The sequence below is a fragment of the Pseudoflavitalea rhizosphaerae genome (genome assembly GCF_003991355.1).
Taxonomy (GTDB): Bacteria; Bacteroidota; Bacteroidia; order Chitinophagales; family Chitinophagaceae; genus Pseudobacter; species Pseudobacter rhizosphaerae.
Genome location: NZ_RCSU01000023.1, coordinates 1 through 18239 on the forward strand (window position 1 = coordinate 1; position 18239 = coordinate 18239).

Genomic DNA, 18239 nt, shown 5'->3' on the forward strand with positions numbered 1-18239 from the left:
TAAACAAAACTCACTCGCCGGGAGGCGAGCGAGTGCCGGCAACCTGCAAAAACTTCTCTCGTTCCTTAAAATTTCATTAAAGAATGGCGAATGTTTAAAGCCACCAAAATCGTTATACTAAACGATTTTGCAGGGATTCAGTTGCGTAAATAGCTACAAAGGTTTTCTGGGATGACTGATTTGGTCTTTTATGGAAAAAAAGGTAAGCTATGCAACCATTGTTTCACCTCTATCATCTTATATTTGAATTTTCATAGGATAAGGTTTAATGGTTAATGGTATTTGATTAGTGGGGCCTCCCTTTTGGGGGGCCTTTTTTTTGCCTGTATCTTTTGCACAAAAAAAGCCGCCTCCAGAGGAGGCGGCTCGTACACTATTTTGTTATTTGCTTGTTAACGTGATTCGGCCATATCGGGGATTGCAGCCACTTTATATTCTCCTGCATCCAGTTTTTTCTTGGTTGCTTCGAATGCTACCAGTGTTGCATTGATATCAGCATCAGTGTGCACAGCTGTAGGGATCAGACGGTAGATGATATGTCCTTTCGGGATTACAGGATACACTACGATAGAGCAGAAGATCCCATGATTCTCGCGCAGGTCCATCACCATGGCAGTAGCTTCTTCCACACCACCTTTCATATACACGGGAGTAACCACGGAGTCAGTATTGCCAATATCGAATCCTTTTTCTTTGAGGCCTTTCTGCAGCTTCAGTGCATTGCTCCAGAGTTTGTCTTTCAGTTCTGGCTGGCTGCGCAGCATGTCCAGGCGTTTGAGGTTGCCCATTACGAGTGGCATGGGTAAGCTCTTGGCGAAGATCTGGCTGCGGATATTGTAGCGGATATAATCGATGATGGCCTTGGGTCCGGCAACAAATGCGCCGATAGAAGCCATCGATTTTGCGAATGTGGAGAAGTATAGATCGATCTGGTCCTGAACACCCTGCTCTTCACCAGCGCCGGCGCCGGTTTTGCCGAGTGTGCCGAATCCATGCGCGTCATCGAGCAGGATCCTGAAACCATATTTTTCTTTCAGGGAAACGATCTCTTTCAGTTTGCCCTGGTCGCCTGCCATTCCGAATACACCTTCAGTGATCACGAGAACACCGCCGGCTTTTTGTTTTTCGATGATCGCATTGGCGCGTTGCAACTGCTTTTCGAGATCCTCGATATCATTGTGTTTGTAAACGTAGCTATGTCCAACATGAAGGCGGAGACCATCGATGATACAGGCATGGCTTTCTGCATCGTATACGATCACATCATGACGGCTGCAGAGTACATCTATCAGGCTCACCATTCCCTGGTAGCCGAAATTGAACAGGATTGCATCTTCCTTTCCTTCAAATGCGGCGAGTTCTCTTTCCAGTTGCTCGTGATGAACGCTGTTGCCACTCATCATGCGGGCTCCCATGGGAAGCGCCAGACCGAATTGCGCAGCAGCATCACCATCCACCTTCCTGATCTCCGGGTGATTGGCCAGTCCGAGGTAGTTATTCAGACTCCATACGATCATTTCCTTCCCGCGGAAATTCATTCTGTTTCCGATCTCACCTTCCAGTTTTGGAAAAGCAAAATATCCATGCGCTCTTTCGCGGTGCTGGCCGATAGGTCCACCTGAGTTTTTCAGCAATCTGTCAAAAATGTCTGCCATATTATTGAATTATTAAAAAATAGAATGTTTTTTAAGCCTGGTCAATGCCGCAAAAATAACAATTTTTGAATTGACAGGTCACGAATTACGTTTAATGGTTTAATCATTACATTTGTCGCAAATCACTTGCAAATGCGAAAAATTTTTGCCTTCCTGGCCCTGGTTCTGATTGTAAGCCAATCATTTGCACAGTCCAAAAAAGGCCAGCACAACGTACCCAACCGCCCTAAATTAGTAGTCGGAATTGTTGTAGACCAGATGCGATGGGATTATCTCTACAGGTATTATGACCGCTATACTGCAGATGGCGGATTCAAACGCCTCCTTCACAAAGGCTTTTCCTGCGAGAACACTTTTATCCCTTACACACCTACCTATACTGCCTGCGGACACACTTGTGTATATACAGGAAGTGTGCCAGCCATTCATGGTATCACCGGGAACAACTGGTATGATAACGAACTGAAGCGTACTGTTTATTGTGCTGAAGACAAATCTGTTAAGTCTGTTGGTACTACCACCGATGCAGGTTTGATGAGCCCTAAGAACATGCTGGCTACCACTGTGGCCGATGAGCTGCGCCTCGCTACCAATTTCAGAAGCAAGGTTGTAGGAGTTGCCATCAAGGACCGTGGCGCAATTCTGCCTGCCGGCCACTCTGCCAATGGCGCTTACTGGTATGATAGTAAAACAGGGGATTTCATCACTTCCACTTTTTACATGAATGATCTTCCACAGTGGGTGAAAGATTTCAATAATCAAAAACTTGTAGACAAATATTACGAGCAAGGCTGGAACCTGCTTTATCCCGCCAATACGTACGTGCAGAGTACAGCTGACGAAAAGCCTTATGAAGCCAAACCATTCGGCGCCGATCAGAAAGGTTTCCCTTATGACCTGAAACGTTTCATCGGCAAAAGCTATGGCTCCATTTCCAGCACACCTTTTGGAAATACGCTGACTGCTGAAATGGCGAAAGCTGCCGTGATCAATGAACAACTCGGTGCAGATGATATCACAGACTTCCTCGCAGTAAGCTTCTCTTCTCCCGATTATATCGGTCATGCTTTCGGTCCCAATTCAATGGAAGCGGAAGATGGTTTCCTGCGTCTCGACAAAGAACTCGGTTCCCTCTTCGATTTTCTCGATAGCAAAGTAGGGAAGGGGCAATACCTGCTGTTCATCAGCGCCGACCACGGTGTATCTCATGTGCCCGGCTTCAACAACGAGAACAAACTCCCTGGCGGAACTATTGATGACGCCAAATGGTGGAAGGAGCTGGAACCAAAGCTACAGGCTGCTTTCGGGGCATCCAAACTGATCACCGGGTCCTGGAATAATATGGTCACGCTGAATCATGGCCTGATCGATTCTCTGAAACTGGATGAGAAAGCTGTTAAGAAACTGATTGTTGATTACCTCAGTCATCAGCCGGGCGTATCCCGCGCTTTTGCGCTCGATGATCTGAATACTGTTCCACTGAACGGGACCATCAGGGAGAGGATCAACAACGGATACTATCCCCGTCGTTGCGGAGATATCCAGTTCGTTCTCCAGCCTGCCTATTTCGACGGCGGCAGCACCGGCACCACACACGGTCTCTGGAACCCTTATGATTCCCATATTCCCCTCGTATGGTACGGCTGGGGCATCAAACCCGGAAAGACCAGCCGCGAAACATACATGACGGATATTGCGCCTACTATTGCAGCCATGCTGCGCATTCAAATGCCCAGCGGAAATGTAGGCCATGTGATCACAGAAGTGGCTGATTAAACTGATATTTGAAGCAGGGGCCCCCGGCAACTGCGTTTCGGAAAAGAGCCCGCTGAACTGAGCGGGCTTTTTTCGTTCGTGTATGGGAATGCCGGCTGCTGCATCCACTGTACATACCTGGTTGTGTTTGGATAATCTGAAACCATCAAATATCTTTATCGCAAACATTTTTCTCAAACCTAACGCAAGCCTCTGTTTCATGAAAAAAATATTCTTTTTCTTCTTCCTCACCCTGCTATTCCATTTTGGCTTTTCACAGGATACTTACCTGCAGATAAAAGGTGAGCCGGGACTCTCCGTGTATGTGCCGATAGAGATCAATATCACAATCCCAAGGATTGAAGGCGTCACCAATATGGGCAAAACAAAGGACCAGTGGATCGCAGAAAAGATCCCGGCTGGGGAATACCCGATCACATTCACTTTCAACGGCAAGTCCATCACCAAAACCGTGGAAGTGGATGAGGATAATACTACCAGTGTTTTTATCAATATGCTGAATGGTGAATTCAAAAGCAAAAGCACGCTCGATGAGAGAATAGCCAAACAGTTCAAAGCGAATATTACCGAAGGGAACTATTTATATGAAGAGAAAGACCATATTTCCATTCGAAGCCATCTGAACGGAGTGTCGGTTGATCTTCAACTTAAACCCGAGGATAAAGGATACTACCAGTTGATGATAGGGTTTTATAATGTCGGTATTTGACGACAACAAGTTCTTGCAGAAACAGAGATGTTTTTTTAATTCCACCAGCGGAAACTAACATATGTTTGGTTACCCTACATTTGCACAACAAAATTTTCGATTATGAACAAACCTGTTACCACGCTTCAACGCTGGGCCTTCATGATGCTGATGGTCCTGTGTTCTGCAAGTGTGCTTGCTCAAGTAAAGTTGACCGACAAGATCCCGCTGGATCCGAAAGTGAAGACCGGCAAACTGCCCAATGGTCTCGTGTATTACATCAGGCAAAACAAGAAACCTGAACAAAAAGTGGAACTGCGCCTGGTAGTGAATGCCGGTTCCATTCAGGAAGATGATGATCAGCAGGGGCTGGCGCATATGGGAGAGCATATGGCCTTCAACGGAACAAAGAATTTCAAGAAGAATGAGATTGTTTCCTTCCTGCAAAACATTGGTGTTGGATTTGGATCTGACCTCAATGCCTATACGAGCTTTGATCAGACCGTGTACATCCTGCCCATCCCTACAGACAAGCCCGGTAACCTCGAAAGCGGTTTCCAGATCCTTGAAGACTGGGCGCACAATGTATCTTATCTGACTGATGACATCAACAATGAACGCAACATCATTATCGAAGAAGGCCGCCAGGGCAAGAGCGCCGATGAGCGTATGTACAAGAAGATCCTGCCTGATCTGCTTGCCGGTTCAAGGTATGCCAAAAGGCTGCCGATCGGGAAGGAAGAACTGATCAAGACCTTTCCGCCGGATGCTATCCGCCGCTTTTACAAGGAGTGGTATCGTCCCAACCTGATGGCTGTTATTGTTGTAGGAGATGTTGATCCTGTGAAGGCTGAAGCCATGATCAAAAAGCATTTCACCAGGTTGGTTAATCCGGCAAAGGAGCGTAAACGCGAAAGCGCGGTAATGCCTCCTTACACTACCAATAAAGCTATTGTAGTTACCGATCCGGAAGCCACTACTTACTCCGTAGCCGTGAATTACTCTGCCTTCAAAACAAACCCAATGGTAACTGTTGCCGATTTCCGCAAGGCACAGATCAAGGGCCTGTTTGAAAGCATGGTGAACCAACGTCTGGGAGAACTCACGCAAAAAGAGAATCCTCCTTATCTCGGAGCGCAGGCCAGCTTTGGTTCCTACGCAAGAGGGTACGCTGCTTTCAGCGCATACGCAGCCGCTGGTACCGGCGACGTAAAGAAAGCGCTCACTGCCATGATGGAGGAACTGGAGCGTATCAAGCGTTATGGTTTCACCGCCGCTGAATTGGAAAGAACAAAGAAGAATATCCTGGCTTCCTACGAAAGAGCCTACAACAACCGCGATAAAGCCGAGTCCGGAAGCTTCGTGGACGAATACGTGAACCTTTTCCTGGAGCAGTCCCCCAGTCCCGGCATTGCCAAAGAATTCGAATACATCAAATCCGTTCTGCCTGGTATCACTGTTGATGAAGTGAACGCCTTCCTGAAGGAATTGATGAAGAACGATAAACATTTCGTGTATGTAACAGGCCCTGAAAGCGGAGCCGCCAGCCTGCCCAATGCGGATCAACTGCTCGCAATGGTGGATGCTGCTTCAAAAGCTGATGTTAAACCTTACGAAGAAAAAATACTGGGCAACAGCCTGATGGCTGAACTGCCCAAGGCAGGTAAGGTCACCAACAAAACCACAAATGCAACACTTGGGACCACCGAGCTTACTTTAAGCAACGGTCTTACGGTTACCCTCAAGCCAACTGATTATAAGAATGATCAGATCCTGGTTGCCGGTACTGCTTTTGGTGGTAAGAACAATTATGGTCTCGCTGATAAATACAATGCAGAATATTTTGCATCAGTTGTACCTACGATGGGGCTTGGTGACTATTCGCCTACCGATCTCCGTAAGGTACTGGCAGGAAAATCTGCCGGTATGAAAATTTCTGTCACCGGTTATACGCATGGTGTTGGCGGAAGCTCTACTGTGAAAGACCTGGAAACCCTGTTCCAGTTACTTTATCTGCAGATGACTGCGCCCAGGAAGGATGACGAGCTTTTCAAATCATTTGTGCAGCGCAACCAATCGCAGTTCGCTAACCTGGCTGCCAATCCCGAAGCCGCTTTTGCTGATTCCATGTACAAGGTGATCTTCCAGAATAATCCGCTGGCGCCTATCCGGGTACCTCATGTTGAATACTTCGATAAGATCAATCCTGATCGTTGCATCGAGATCTACAAAGAGATGTTCGGCAATGCAGCCGGCATGCACTTCGTGTTCACCGGTAGCTTCAAAGAAGCTGATATGGTCCCTCTCATCGAACAATATATCGCTTCATTGCCGGTGAGTGGAAAATCAATGGAAGTGGTGGATACCAAAGTTCGTGTGATTCCCGGGGCGCATGAATTCAAAATGAATAAGGGAGCTGAACAGAAAAGCCTGATCCTTGCATTCTATACTGGTGAAACGCCGTATAGTCCTGAAATGAATCTTAAAGTGAATGCGCTCAGTGAAGTACTCAACCTTCGTATCATTGAAGAACTGCGTGAAAAGATCCAGGGTATCTATGGCGGACAAAGCGGGGGCGGCCTGGAAAAATATCCATACAACGCTTACAGCTTCATGGTGCAACTGCCCTGCGGCCCTGAGAAAGCAGATACGCTGGTTAAAGCGCTGAAGCATGAGATCGCTCTGATAAAAGAGAAAGGAGTAGACAACAGCTACCTGGACAAAGTGAAGAAAACCTGGATCGAAGGATATAAAGCCAGCTACAAAGACAATGGCACCTGGCTCAATCAGCTGATGGATGCCAAACTCAATGGCGGCAATATGGAGAGATTCCTCAATTATGAGAAAAATGTAAATGCGCTCACTACTGCCGATGTACAGGAAGCAGCCAAACTTATCTTTGGCGGGAAGAATGAATTCTTCGCTATCCTGATGCCGGAAGGATATGCAGCATCGAAATAGAATACGATAAAATTTTTATTAAAAAGAGGGTGTCTGTAAGGCGCCCTCTTTTCATTTGCAGTATTGCGAACGAAATTCGCGGAAAACCGCTGAAACCCTTGCTCTGCCTAAGTTATTAAGGATCATGATCTGTTTTTTTTCTGCTTGAAACTTGCAACTTTGTTACAATAAAAAACAGTATACCTTTTATATAGACTTAATGTATATGCGCTAACTTACAATTACAGATATTCTACTATTCTCCTCCCGTTTTTCTTGTTTTTACGTAGACAGCGCTCCACTGATATGTAGTAACCCCTGCATATGCAAAATGTAGTAACCCTGCATTAAGTGGAATACCATTTTTCTAACAAACAAAAAACATGCACATGAGAAAGCTAATCAAGATCGCAGGTCTTCCTGTGTTATTATGCTTTGTTTTACTCTCCTGTAAGAAAACATCCAAAGAAACAATTGTTGAACCTATCGGCCAGGATGTACTGGCAAAGATTGCCGGGCTTGGCTTCAGCAACAAGAATGTACAACCTCACAGTGAGGGGTACCTGGTAGAGGGCGACATTGTGATTACCAAAGATCATCTCAACAGCAAGCCTGAGAACATGCTGATGCGTATTGCTGATGAAGAGCAGTACCGCACTTACAACCTGGTTACCGGATTGCCGAGGAATATCACTATCCGTGTGAATTCCTCACTGCCTTCCAGGTATGTAACAGCAGTTAACAGCGCTATTTCGCGTTACAATGCACTGGGGCTTCGCATTACTTTTTCACGCGTAACCTCAGGAGGAAATATCGTTATCAATCCTGCTCCTTCAGGTTCAGGTTACCTGGCGTCTGCCGGATTCCCAACCAGCAGTGGTAATCCATACAGTTCTGTGCTGGTGAACAGGTCTTACCTGGATACCTGGAATATCAATACTGTAACCAGTATCATTGCGCATGAAGTGGGGCATTGTATCGGTTTCCGTCATACCGATTACATGAACAGGTCTTATAGTTGCGGTGGTTCTCCGGTGAATGAAGGCGCCAGCACTGTAGGTGCTGTTCATATTCCCGGAACGCCAACAGGGCCTGATCCCAATTCATGGATGCTGGCCTGTATCGGCAATGGTGTTAACCGTCCGTTCAATGCCAATGATATCATCGCATTGAATTACCTGTATTAAAAAGACCAGGGTTACTACAGAAGACCGGCGCGGCTCCAGTGCCGGTTTTTTTGTGATTGGTTCAACGGAATTGAACCAATTACAAAAAAAGGGCCGCCTGAAACTCAGGCGGCCAGTCACTTTCCGTAATTATCGGTTATGCGATAGTGATATCTTTATCCAGGTAAACATCCTGCGTGGTGTGCAGCAGTTGTACGCCTTCATTGAAAGGACGCTGGAATGCTTTTCTTCCGAGGATCAGTCCCATGCCACCTGCACGTTTGTTGATCACAGCGGTGTAAACGGCATCAGCGAGATCGCTTGCTCCTTTACTTTCGCCACCACTGTTGATGAGACCAACACGTCCGCTGTAGCAGTTCAGTACCTGGTAGCGGTTGAGGTCGATCGGGTGATCGGAAGTAAGTTTTTCGTATACCAACGGAGAGGTCTTGCCATGTTTGGTAGCAAGATAACCCCCGTTATTGGTAGGCAATTTCTGTTTGATGATATCTGCCTGTAATGTTACACCGAGGTGGTTTGCCTGTCCGGTAAGATCGGCAGAAGTGTGATAGTCCACACCATCCACTTTGAATCCGTTGTTACGGGTATAGCACCAGAGGATGGTAGCCATGCCAAGTTCGTGCGCATATTCGAATGCTTCCGCCACTTCTTTCAGCTGACGGGCACTTTCGTTGCTGCCCCAGTAGATGGTAGCGCCAACAGCGATAGCTCCCATATTCCAGGCGCTCTTTACTGTGCCGAACATGGTTTGATCGAATTTGTTGGGAAGGCTGAGGAATTCATTGTGATTGATCTTCACAACAAAGGGAATACGGTGTGCATATTTGCGGCTCATGATACCGAGTACGCCGTAAGTGGAAGCTACGCCGTTACAACCGCCTTCCATGGCCAGTTTGATGATATTCTCAGGATCGAAATAGATAGGATTGGGAGCGAAAGCGGAACCGCCGCTGTGCTCGATACCCTGGTCTACGGGGAAAATGCTGCAGTAGCCTGTATTACCCAAACGTCCGTGTCCCAACAGGGTTTGCATACTGCGTAATACCTGGTTGTTACGGTTGCTGTTGATCCATGTTCTTTCTACATGATCAGGAGAAGGGAGATGGATCATCGATTGATCAATCGTCTCGCACTTGTGTTCCAGCAAATAAGCGGCTTTATCGCCGAGGAGGTCAACAATCTTTTTAGAAGGCATGATAATTTCTGTGTTTGGTGATGCAATCGCCCGGCAAAGATAGGGGATGCGTTCACCAATCCCAGTGCCATGATGAACCGGGCGCCTTCTGTAAATTGACTTTCCTTCAGCGGTAAAGCCGCTTGATCAGAGGAATTCTAACTTTTATGCGTTTCTGTTAATGCAGTTCAAATCAGTAAACGCAATTTCTAAACGTTTTATAAAACTTTCCTCGCCTTTACGGAGCCATACACGGGGATCATAAAATTTCTTGTTGGGCTTGTCTGCGCCCTCGGGATTGCCCAGCTGGCCTTGCAGATAAGCTTCATTCTTCTTGTAATATTGAAGTACGCCTTCCCAGAATGCCCATTGAAGATCGGTATCGATATTCATCTTGATAGCGCCATACCCGATGGCTTCGCGGATCTGATGTTGTGGAGAGCCGCTGCCTCCGTGGAATACGAAGTAAACAGGCTTGGGCCCTGTTTTGAATTCCTGCTGGATATATTCCTGGCTGTTGCGCAGGATTTCCGGACGAAGCTCCACATTGCCCGGACTATACACACCGTGTACGTTACCAAATGCTGCCGCCACGCTGAACAGGCTTCCCACCTTGCCCAGTTCCTTGTATGCATAAGCAACGTGCTGTGGCTGTGTATAGAGTTTATCGTTCTCGATGCCGCTGTTGTCAACACCATCTTCCTCTCCACCGGTAACACCCAGTTCGATCTCGATTCCCATGCCGAGTGGCGCTATGCGCTTGAAGAACTCAACAGAGGTTTCGATATTTTCTTCGATGGGTTCCTCCGAAAGGTCGAGCATATGTGAGCTGAAAAGCGGCTGGCCTTTCTCTTTGAGATATTGTTCGCCTGCATCGATCAGTCCGCTGATCCATGGCAGCCATTTCTTAGCGGCATGGTCTGTATGCAGTACCACTGGCACTCCGTAGTATTTGGCTACGTTGTGAACATGCAGGGCGCCTGAAACAGCCCCCTGGATATTGGCCTGGAGCTGATCGTTGGGCATTCCCTTACCTGCGATGAATTGGGCACCTCCGTTTGAAAACTGGATGATGACCGGTGAGTTTACTTTCGCTGCCGCTTCCAGCGTGGCATTGATGCTGTCGCTACCAATTGTGTTCACGGCAGGGAGTGCAAACTGGTTTTCCTTGGCGTCCTTATACAGGGCTTCCAGTTCTTCTCCGAAAAGTACACCGGCTTTGTATTTCTTCATGATTTGATAATTTTTCTATGGTAATTATTAAGAAAGAATTGCTCCTGTTGAATAGAATTTAAGGATTTCGGTCTTTTTTTAAATGCCGCGCTAAGATACGTAGAGGGTCGCGTTTATTAAACACAAATCTTTCGTTTTGTAGAAAACTGAAAGAAGAAAAATAGAAAAGAAGGAATATGAAAGGAGGGAATGAAACCCGCATAAGTAAGTGAAATACGGAGTGCGCCAGTCGCTCGCCTCCGGCGAGTGACTTCTATTTAGGCGCCTCCCGGCGACGCGGTGTTCGCCGGAGGCGAACAAATACAGGTCACTCGCCGGAGGCGAGCGACTGGCGGCACCGAAACTAATCTTCGAATTTGCCCAGGTTTTGGGAAATCAGCGCAAGGTTTTTTTGCAGGGTCTGTTTCAACTGGCGTTTCACCAGTTGCCCCATGGAATTGCATTTGAGGAAGGCGGAGTTTTTGAAATATTCTCCAAGCTCAGACCGGAGCTGGTGTAATTTTACTTCAGTAGAGATCTTGTCGCGGGCCATGATATTGAGCAGCTCCATCAGCCGGAAGCGGGTACTGGCCACGCGGAAGGCCATCATTGTTCTTTCTTCCATTTGATATTGTTCAATCGAATCCTGGTTGAGATGCTTGGTGCAGAGCGAAACGAATTCCATGTTTTCTTTGAAGAACTGTGGCAGGTACAAATTCTTTCTTCCTTCGTAGGATTGCTGATCGAAGTCGATAGCGCGGATGCGATACTGGAAATCTTCAATGTCCGGGGTGATGTCCACAACAAAATTATAGGAGCGCATATCGCCGAGCAGGCGAACGAAGCAGCGTTCATTGAACTTAACAAATTCTTTGGCCAGCCTGATCTTATTGGTGCTGGGCTCGTTCAGGTGTTTTGAGATGAACACATCGCCGGGGATGCCGGGAATATGTTCTTCCACCAGTGTATTATGGTGTGTAAGATAAGTGATGCGGTTTGGCGATAGCAGGTGTTCCAGCTCCAGTCCGTAGATCCGCGATGCATCGGCGATCTTGATATAGTAGTGATCGTAGTTGTCGTTGAACTTGTTCACGATGCGGATGCGGAATGGATTGGAATTACCGAAGCTGCAGTAATCGATGCGGGCAACATCCAGGTGTTTGGTAAAAGTGAGATCGCCTTCTGTTTTGAGAATGGCATACATTTTCACCAGTCCTTCACGGATAAAATCGAATTCACGCATATCGTACAGGACAGATTCCCAATAGGTATTGCGTCCGTTCTTATCCAGCAGGGGAACGGAGTAGGTGAAATGAAGGAGGTCCTTGTACGAAACGGGTAATTTCACTTCACGGCCATGTTGTTTGAGGTAGCTGCGCAGTCTTTCCTGCACAGGAAACATCGGTTTCTTGCGGGAAGGTTTGTTGGGCTCCGTAAGCGCCTGGTCATTATCGTCGATAGCTGACATGCTACGCAACTAAATTACAGAAATATCGGATGTAAAAAGAGACAGGAAATAGGCTGGCGCATATTGAAGGCGGCTGCCGTACCAACTGAACAGTTCTCCATCTACAAGGATGATCTTTGTATTTGGTAATTCTTTCTGCAATTCGTGGATATGCTGTTGTTTGAAAGGGTAGGGCTCGGAGGAGAGCAGGAGCCAGCGGCATCCGGACTCTTTCAAATCCCGGATCGTGATTTCCGGATATCTTTTCAGGTGAGCGAATACGTTGGTGAGCCCGCAGCGGATAAGCATATCATTGATGAATGTATCCTCGCCGATGGTCATCCAGGGATGGCGCCAGATCAGGTAAGCGACCGGGATGTTTTCGTGGCGGGGTAACCGGTAGGTCAGCTGAAGGAAATCAGCTTCTATCTTTTCAGCCAGTATTTGTCCCTTCTCTTCCCGGTTTGTGATCAATCCAACCTGGCGGACCATTTCAAGTGCGCTATTGAGATCATGGATATCGCTTACCCATACAGGATAGTGAGCAGCCAGTTCTTCCACCTGCTCTTTTACATTTTCTTCCTTATTGGCAATGATGAGGTCTGGATGCAGTTGATGCACCATTTCCGGCTTTACATTCTTTGTGCCGCCGATACGTGGTTTGGAACGGAACCATTTTTCCGGGTGTACGCAGAATTTGGTGATGCCAGACACCTGTTCTTCCAGGCCGAGATCATACAGCAATTCGGTTTGTGAAGGAACCAGTGAGATGATCCTTTGGGGATCTGAAGGAATGGAGACTGTTCTGCCTGTCTGGTCAGTGAATGATGGCATCGCGAAATTTCCTGCAAAATAAAAAAAGAGGGCAGGAAAGCGGTAATGAAATATGGGAGGTTGGATTATAGCCTGTTGAGTGTGAAGCCTCACCTGTGTTGGAGGGGAGCAACAGGGTTAAAGGATGGTGAAGGTACCGCTGCTGTCCTCCTGCAAAAGAATTAGCATCTTTTTGCAGGAGGGTATTGGAGTTAAAGCAGACGGTTCTTAACACACAGGATTTGGAACTACTTGGTTTCTTTCGGACGTTGGATTTTACTTCGGACGGTTAATCAAGGATCATTGTGCGTTTTTCACCGGATTTGGATTGTTTTTCTACGGACAATTGGCTTTTCTTCGGACGATTGGACATTTGGTTTTCCACGGACAATTGGACAATTGGTTTTTCTACGGACAATTGGACCTGGTTGATCATTGGATGTAGGATCCTGGTCTTTCTTCGGATATGGATCGGATCTTGGATTTAAAAAGAAAAGGAAGTTGATTGATACTGGATTTTTTGGATTTTCCTGGATATTGGATGTTACACAGGTTAATTTCGGATATTGGACTGATTGATTTAGTTATCAATCAACTTCTGAAACAAAAGTACTGCCGGGCGCCTTCCTTCGCAAGAGCAGAACTTCTCGATATTAAATGTTCGGGATTTACTTCTGAGATCGTAGTATTTCATCTGGTTCTTTCGTAAACTTATTATTGAGTCATCGTAAATCTACCTGAAATGCCTTGTTTTAAGCAGTTTTTATTGATTTGCATCAAACGAATAGTTGTTTTCGACTATTCGTTTTAGTTATTAACACAAGGTTATGCAGCGGGAAAACGCGTTTTTACCTGTCTGGGTTTTGGGTGTATTGAACGGCTATTTCTGTCTGTTGATCGAATAAACTTCCTTTGGTTTCGGGACTTTTACATCTTGTAATTGCCTGAGCGGCATGTGCAATCCTTTTTAGTCCGTAACCCTGAATCCGTAAGAGAGTACCAACCTTCCCTTCACATAAACGCAGGAAGCTTTTTGCTCCCTGCGTTCTTTTTTTTATTATTCCGTTTATTTCTTGATCAGCCTGATGGTTGCCAGCGGTTTCTTACTTTCATTGTAGACACTGATGAAGTACATACCTGCACCAAGCCCGCTTATGTTGAATTGGTGCACATTCATGCCTCTGTAGAGAGTTGCCGGTTTGCGCACCATCCATTGGCCGTTCAGGCTGCTGATGATCAGCTCAGCGTCCCTGATCTCCCTTCCCACATCCACCTTTACGGTGATGATGCTGGTGGCCGGATTCGGATTACTCTGGAACAGCTTAACAGGGCCATTTGATTTGCAGGACAGCAGGTTGATGGTCTTTTCAACATGACCGATACAGCCATTATCGCTCGTATAGGTGTAACTGATAGTTTGTTTGCCGGCCTTGAACCCAAGCAGGTTCCAGCTGTTCTCTGTCACGCCGCTGCCTTCGAACACACCACCTGCAGGACTTGCTTTCAATTCAACTGCATTTTCGCTTAAACAGATCTCATCGGATATATTGATCACCGGCTGCTCAAAAAAAGTGGTAGTCAGGGTGGCAGCATTGGAAGTGACCGAATAACCCGGAATGCTTACTATACAACGGAATTGCTTATTGGTGGTTGCCTTCACGAGATAGCCCGACTGGTTGGCATTTGCAATATCTGTCCAGTTATTGCCATCTGTGCTTTCTTGCCATTGATAAGACAGGTTGGAAGATCCTGAAGAACTCACGATCACAAAAAAGTTCACTTCGGTTTCAAGGCAACTGGTTATACTACCCGGATGTTGTAGTATATCGAGTGTGGGTTTGGCTTCATAAGCGCCAATGTCGATAACTCCTTCACCGATACGCGTTTTGCTATTCAGATCTTTTGTGATGGTTGAGAGGTCGGGCATCTGTCCTGCCCCGAAATAAAGGTTATTGCCTTTATTGATCAGGCCGCTCATGGATTTGAGTGTGTAATCATCGCCCGGTACATTATTGAAAAGGGGATCTGTACTGCCAGGCAGGATGTGTTTGGCCGCATCTGCGGGCATTCCCTGCACCAGGCTGTAGTTTGCATCCAGCGTGCTGTTGTGATTGTCGATACCTGAACCATTCCCATAAAGAATGCTGTTGCGCAGATGTACAGTAGCTGCTGAATTGGCCATTGCGCTGCCGGAACTCAGCGCCCGGTTATTGGTAATGGTAAGGTTGGTATGATGAACGTCTGAATTGATATCGTTATAAATACCACCACCGCTGATGCCTGCATAGTTCTTATAGATCAGGGCATTGGTGATGGCAGCTGATGAATGAGCGAGATAGATGGCCCCGCCGAACATATCGGCTTTGTTTCCTGCAATAACAACATTGCTGATGCGCGGGGAAGATCCATGAATGTAAATACCTCCTCCATATTGAACCATCAGCTGGTTGCCGTTGATCACTTCCCAGGGCATGCCGTATAGCTCACCTCCGCCGCCTGTTATGGTGAAGCCATCCAATACGGCATTGCCAACATCCCCGGATGCTACAACAATATGAAGTGCGTTTTCCATCATATTGCTCATGGTGAGCGAAAGGCCATCGCCGGCAATCTGATCATCATCACTGTAATCGCCGCTGAGGATGGTCTTGTTGGCTGACACTGAAAGGTCTCTTTGATCAGGTGAACTTTCATGTCCGGCAAATCCTCCATAGAGCTGAACATTCTTTACCATCAGGAACGCGTTGTTAGCGCCGCCGTCCATACCGAATGTTTCGTCAACTGCGCTGTACATAGGTTTGTAGATGCCGCCTGCAACAAAGATTTTCAGTGGGTTGGCGCTGGTGAAATTGCTTTGCCTGACATTTGCCCAGCGAAGTGCATCGGAAAGATCAGCCATCGGCGTTGCCCAGCTGCTGCCATCACCTGTATTCACTGCATGCCGGTTCACATAGAGGATATTACCGGAACCGGGCACAATGGGCGCCACATCGATGTTATAGACTTCTCCTGCGGTTTCAGCGCAACCATTGATCTCCACTTCAAGCGTCACTACATCGCCATTGGCCGGGAAATAGGTAAAGAAGTTATCGGGGCCTGTATATTTCGATTCACCATTGACTTTGAAGTTATATTGTGTAAAGCCTGGCGTTGCAACAAACATTGCAAGTGTGCCGTCCATGATCTGTTCATATACGGATGAAGAGAATTCGAGGAAGCTGCTGGTTTTGATTCCGATCAGGTAAGTCCCCCTGTCAGTATCTTCCGTACCTATCCCTCCTGATGCATCGAAAATATAATTGATGCCGGATGGAGAGCCTGCAGGTCTTGCCGTTGCAAGCGGAAAAATGGCGCCGCTTTCCTGCAATATGCCGGCGTAGAAGTTTTCACCGGAATTGAAATAAGCAGGCGCGAGAAGCGGAATCACCTGATCGGTCCCCATCATGGCATCCGTTAGTGTGAAAGGATCTGAATTGGTAACGATGTTTCCATAATCATCCAGGATAACGGCAGAAACCGTATGTCCGTTCATGTTAGGATCTCCCGATACCCTGAACTTGACAGCATCAATTTTGATGGGGATCGATGGAGCAGTGATCTTGACGGCCATGATCCCTCCTGTTGAAGGCAGGCCTACGCTATCGCTGCCGTTCTCATTGGATGCGTATTGAAAGCTGCTGCAATCGAGTGTCTGTATCCGTGAGCGGGTATTATTGGTATTGTTGTTGTCGCCGGGAACACTGATGCTGATGGTCTGCGCTCCCTGGTTGGTAACAGGGGCTTCAAACGTCACTTCAGCAGAGTCGCCCGCCGGTATAGCAGGGACAATTTCTGTGGCGGTAGCGGAATTGATTCCACTTACAGTCATGGTAACACTGATATTGTTCCTGGTCTGATTGCTATTGTTCCTCACCACAGCCGTCACAGGATTCTGTGTTGCCCAGAATTTGCCCAGTATGCTCTGTGTTTTGATCTGTCTTACCTCGAGGTCGTTCAACTCCGTATTGGCATAACCAAGTTCCAACTGTGGTCTCCAGTTGAAGGATGCATCCAGTGTGGCAGGCGCCGCACTGGCGGAGTAAGAGTAACGAACTGCAGTGTTGCTGCCCAGGTCATCGTTCACATGCATCCTTGCATCGATGGTGGCAAAACCAGTTCCCGTATAGTCATAACCGATATACAATGATCCTCCGTTATACGTGAACGGCGATTGAAGTTCCAAAGAAACAACAGCCTCGTCTATTACGCCAACAGGTGGATTGAAAGAACCGTTATATGCGTTCGTCATTCCTCCGATGGCAGTTGCCCAGTTGGTGGATTTGGCATTCACAAGGTGGGATGAGTTTTCCAGGTAAAGCTTGATACTGCCGGTTGCCGGCGCATCAGATCCTCCCGCATACCTGAAACCGATAGAATGAATGATGGTGCCTGCAGGCAGATCGATCTCCGATGCCAGCAATAAAAAATGCGACCTGAGGTATTTATGATTCCCGGTCCCGTTGGGACCTGTGAGGGAAGAAGAATAGGTAGTGGAGGCCGGTACTACTTTTTTAACCACTGCCTGCGCATAAGCAGCGCTGCCCGTAACGCACAACATGGCCGCTGTGAGTACGGAGGTAAAAACAGTTCTGAAGATATTCATAGGGGTCAGAGGTAAAGTTTTTCTATGGATTCAGATTAGCTTAGATTTTAATTCGTTTTTGGTATGCACAGGGAATTTATCCTGATGCGTACTTTCACGCTGGTACCCTGTGCTAACGCTGTGGTATTAAAATTAGTCTGTATAACAGCCCGATTTTTTTGGGTCGCGAAGGGATATGAACGACGGTTGGGAAACAAACCAGCGCAGTTGTATGTATATGGGGCTTTGGTTGGTTGGATTGGGCGGTGGTGCAGAGCCGGGCTATTGAGCTTTTGTTTCCAGGACCGTCTTTTCATTATCCCTTCGCTCCATGGCTCCGCCAGTGCATCGTAATGAGTAATGGGGACAGCTGATTGATTTTAGTGCATCAGGCAAATTAATTGGAGCATCAGGTTAAGCTGTTACATAGAATAACTGGTGGGGATAAATGATCAATATTTACCTATCAAAGAATTTGAAAGATGTTATTCCCCCAAAAGCATTTACCCTTCAATGTTATATTTACTCAGGGTGACGCACTCTTTCCCCCATCCCTTACACCCCGATGCCGGAATTATCACTCTCAACCATTCCCTGATATGATAAGCGCGGGAGATTAAATCCAATAATTATTTTGTCCATCTCCGCCGGTACAAAAAAGGGTTGTTGCACTCTCGTTGTGCTTTGGCCGGTGAGGTGATATGGATAAAGGGCCTGAGAAACAAA

The 18239-nt window shown here is 46.9% G+C and carries 10 protein-coding genes; 4 read left to right on the plus strand and 6 right to left on the minus strand.

What is annotated here, in order from left to right; genetic code table 11:
• Nucleotides 1-392: 392 nt before the first annotated feature.
• Nucleotides 393-1655 (minus strand): aminotransferase class I/II-fold pyridoxal phosphate-dependent enzyme, encoded by a 1263-nt coding sequence (locus D9Y29_RS25700; RefSeq protein WP_127133121.1) that lies wholly within the window; start codon nt 1653-1655, stop codon nt 393-395.
• A 132-nt stretch (nt 1656-1787) separates the two neighbouring features.
• Between D9Y29_RS25700 and pafA the strand changes: the two genes are divergently transcribed.
• The 4 genes from pafA to D9Y29_RS25720 all read left to right on the plus strand — a co-directional run bounded on the left by pafA (nt 1788) and on the right by D9Y29_RS25720 (nt 8246).
• Complete coding sequence (pafA, locus tag D9Y29_RS25705) at nt 1788-3431, plus strand: alkaline phosphatase PafA (protein WP_127133122.1); 1644 nt, start codon at nt 1788-1790, stop codon at nt 3429-3431.
• A gap of 199 nt (nt 3432-3630) precedes the next feature.
• Nucleotides 3631-4140, plus strand: a complete 510-nt coding sequence (locus D9Y29_RS25710; RefSeq protein ID WP_127133123.1) for a hypothetical protein — start codon at nt 3631-3633, stop codon at nt 4138-4140.
• 102 nt (nt 4141-4242) lie between these two features.
• Nucleotides 4243-7080: a M16 family metallopeptidase gene (locus D9Y29_RS25715; RefSeq protein ID WP_127133124.1), complete on the plus strand. Its 2838-nt coding sequence runs from the start codon at nt 4243-4245 to the stop codon at nt 7078-7080.
• A 368-nt stretch (nt 7081-7448) separates the two neighbouring features.
• Nucleotides 7449-8246, plus strand: a complete 798-nt coding sequence (locus tag D9Y29_RS25720; RefSeq protein WP_206513879.1) for a M57 family metalloprotease — start codon at nt 7449-7451, stop codon at nt 8244-8246.
• Nucleotides 8247-8382: 136 nt separating this feature from the next.
• On the opposite strand, the gene D9Y29_RS25725 is transcribed toward D9Y29_RS25720, so the two are convergent.
• The 5 genes from D9Y29_RS25725 to D9Y29_RS25745 form a co-directional block, all read right to left on the minus strand.
• Nucleotides 8383-9441 carry a class I fructose-bisphosphate aldolase gene (locus D9Y29_RS25725; protein ID WP_127133126.1) on the minus strand — a complete coding sequence of 353 codons (1059 nt, stop codon included), beginning with the start codon at nt 9439-9441 and terminating at the stop codon, nt 8383-8385.
• 144 nt (nt 9442-9585) lie between these two features.
• Nucleotides 9586-10653, minus strand: coding sequence for a class II fructose-bisphosphate aldolase (gene fbaA / locus D9Y29_RS25730; RefSeq protein ID WP_127133127.1), 1068 nt, complete (start codon nt 10651-10653; stop codon nt 9586-9588).
• Nucleotides 10654-10996: 343 nt separating this feature from the next.
• A complete protein-coding gene (locus tag D9Y29_RS25735) occupies nt 10997-12100 on the minus strand; it encodes a hypothetical protein (protein WP_127133128.1) in 1104 nt (367 codons plus the stop codon).
• A gap of 9 nt (nt 12101-12109) precedes the next feature.
• Nucleotides 12110-12913, minus strand: coding sequence for a helical backbone metal receptor (locus D9Y29_RS25740; RefSeq protein WP_127133129.1), 804 nt, complete (start codon nt 12911-12913; stop codon nt 12110-12112).
• 1045 nt (nt 12914-13958) lie between these two features.
• Entirely contained in the window at nt 13959-17534 is a 3576-nt protein-coding gene (locus tag D9Y29_RS25745) for a T9SS type A sorting domain-containing protein (RefSeq protein WP_127133130.1), read from the minus strand.
• Between the last annotated feature and the right edge of the window lie 705 nt (nt 17535-18239).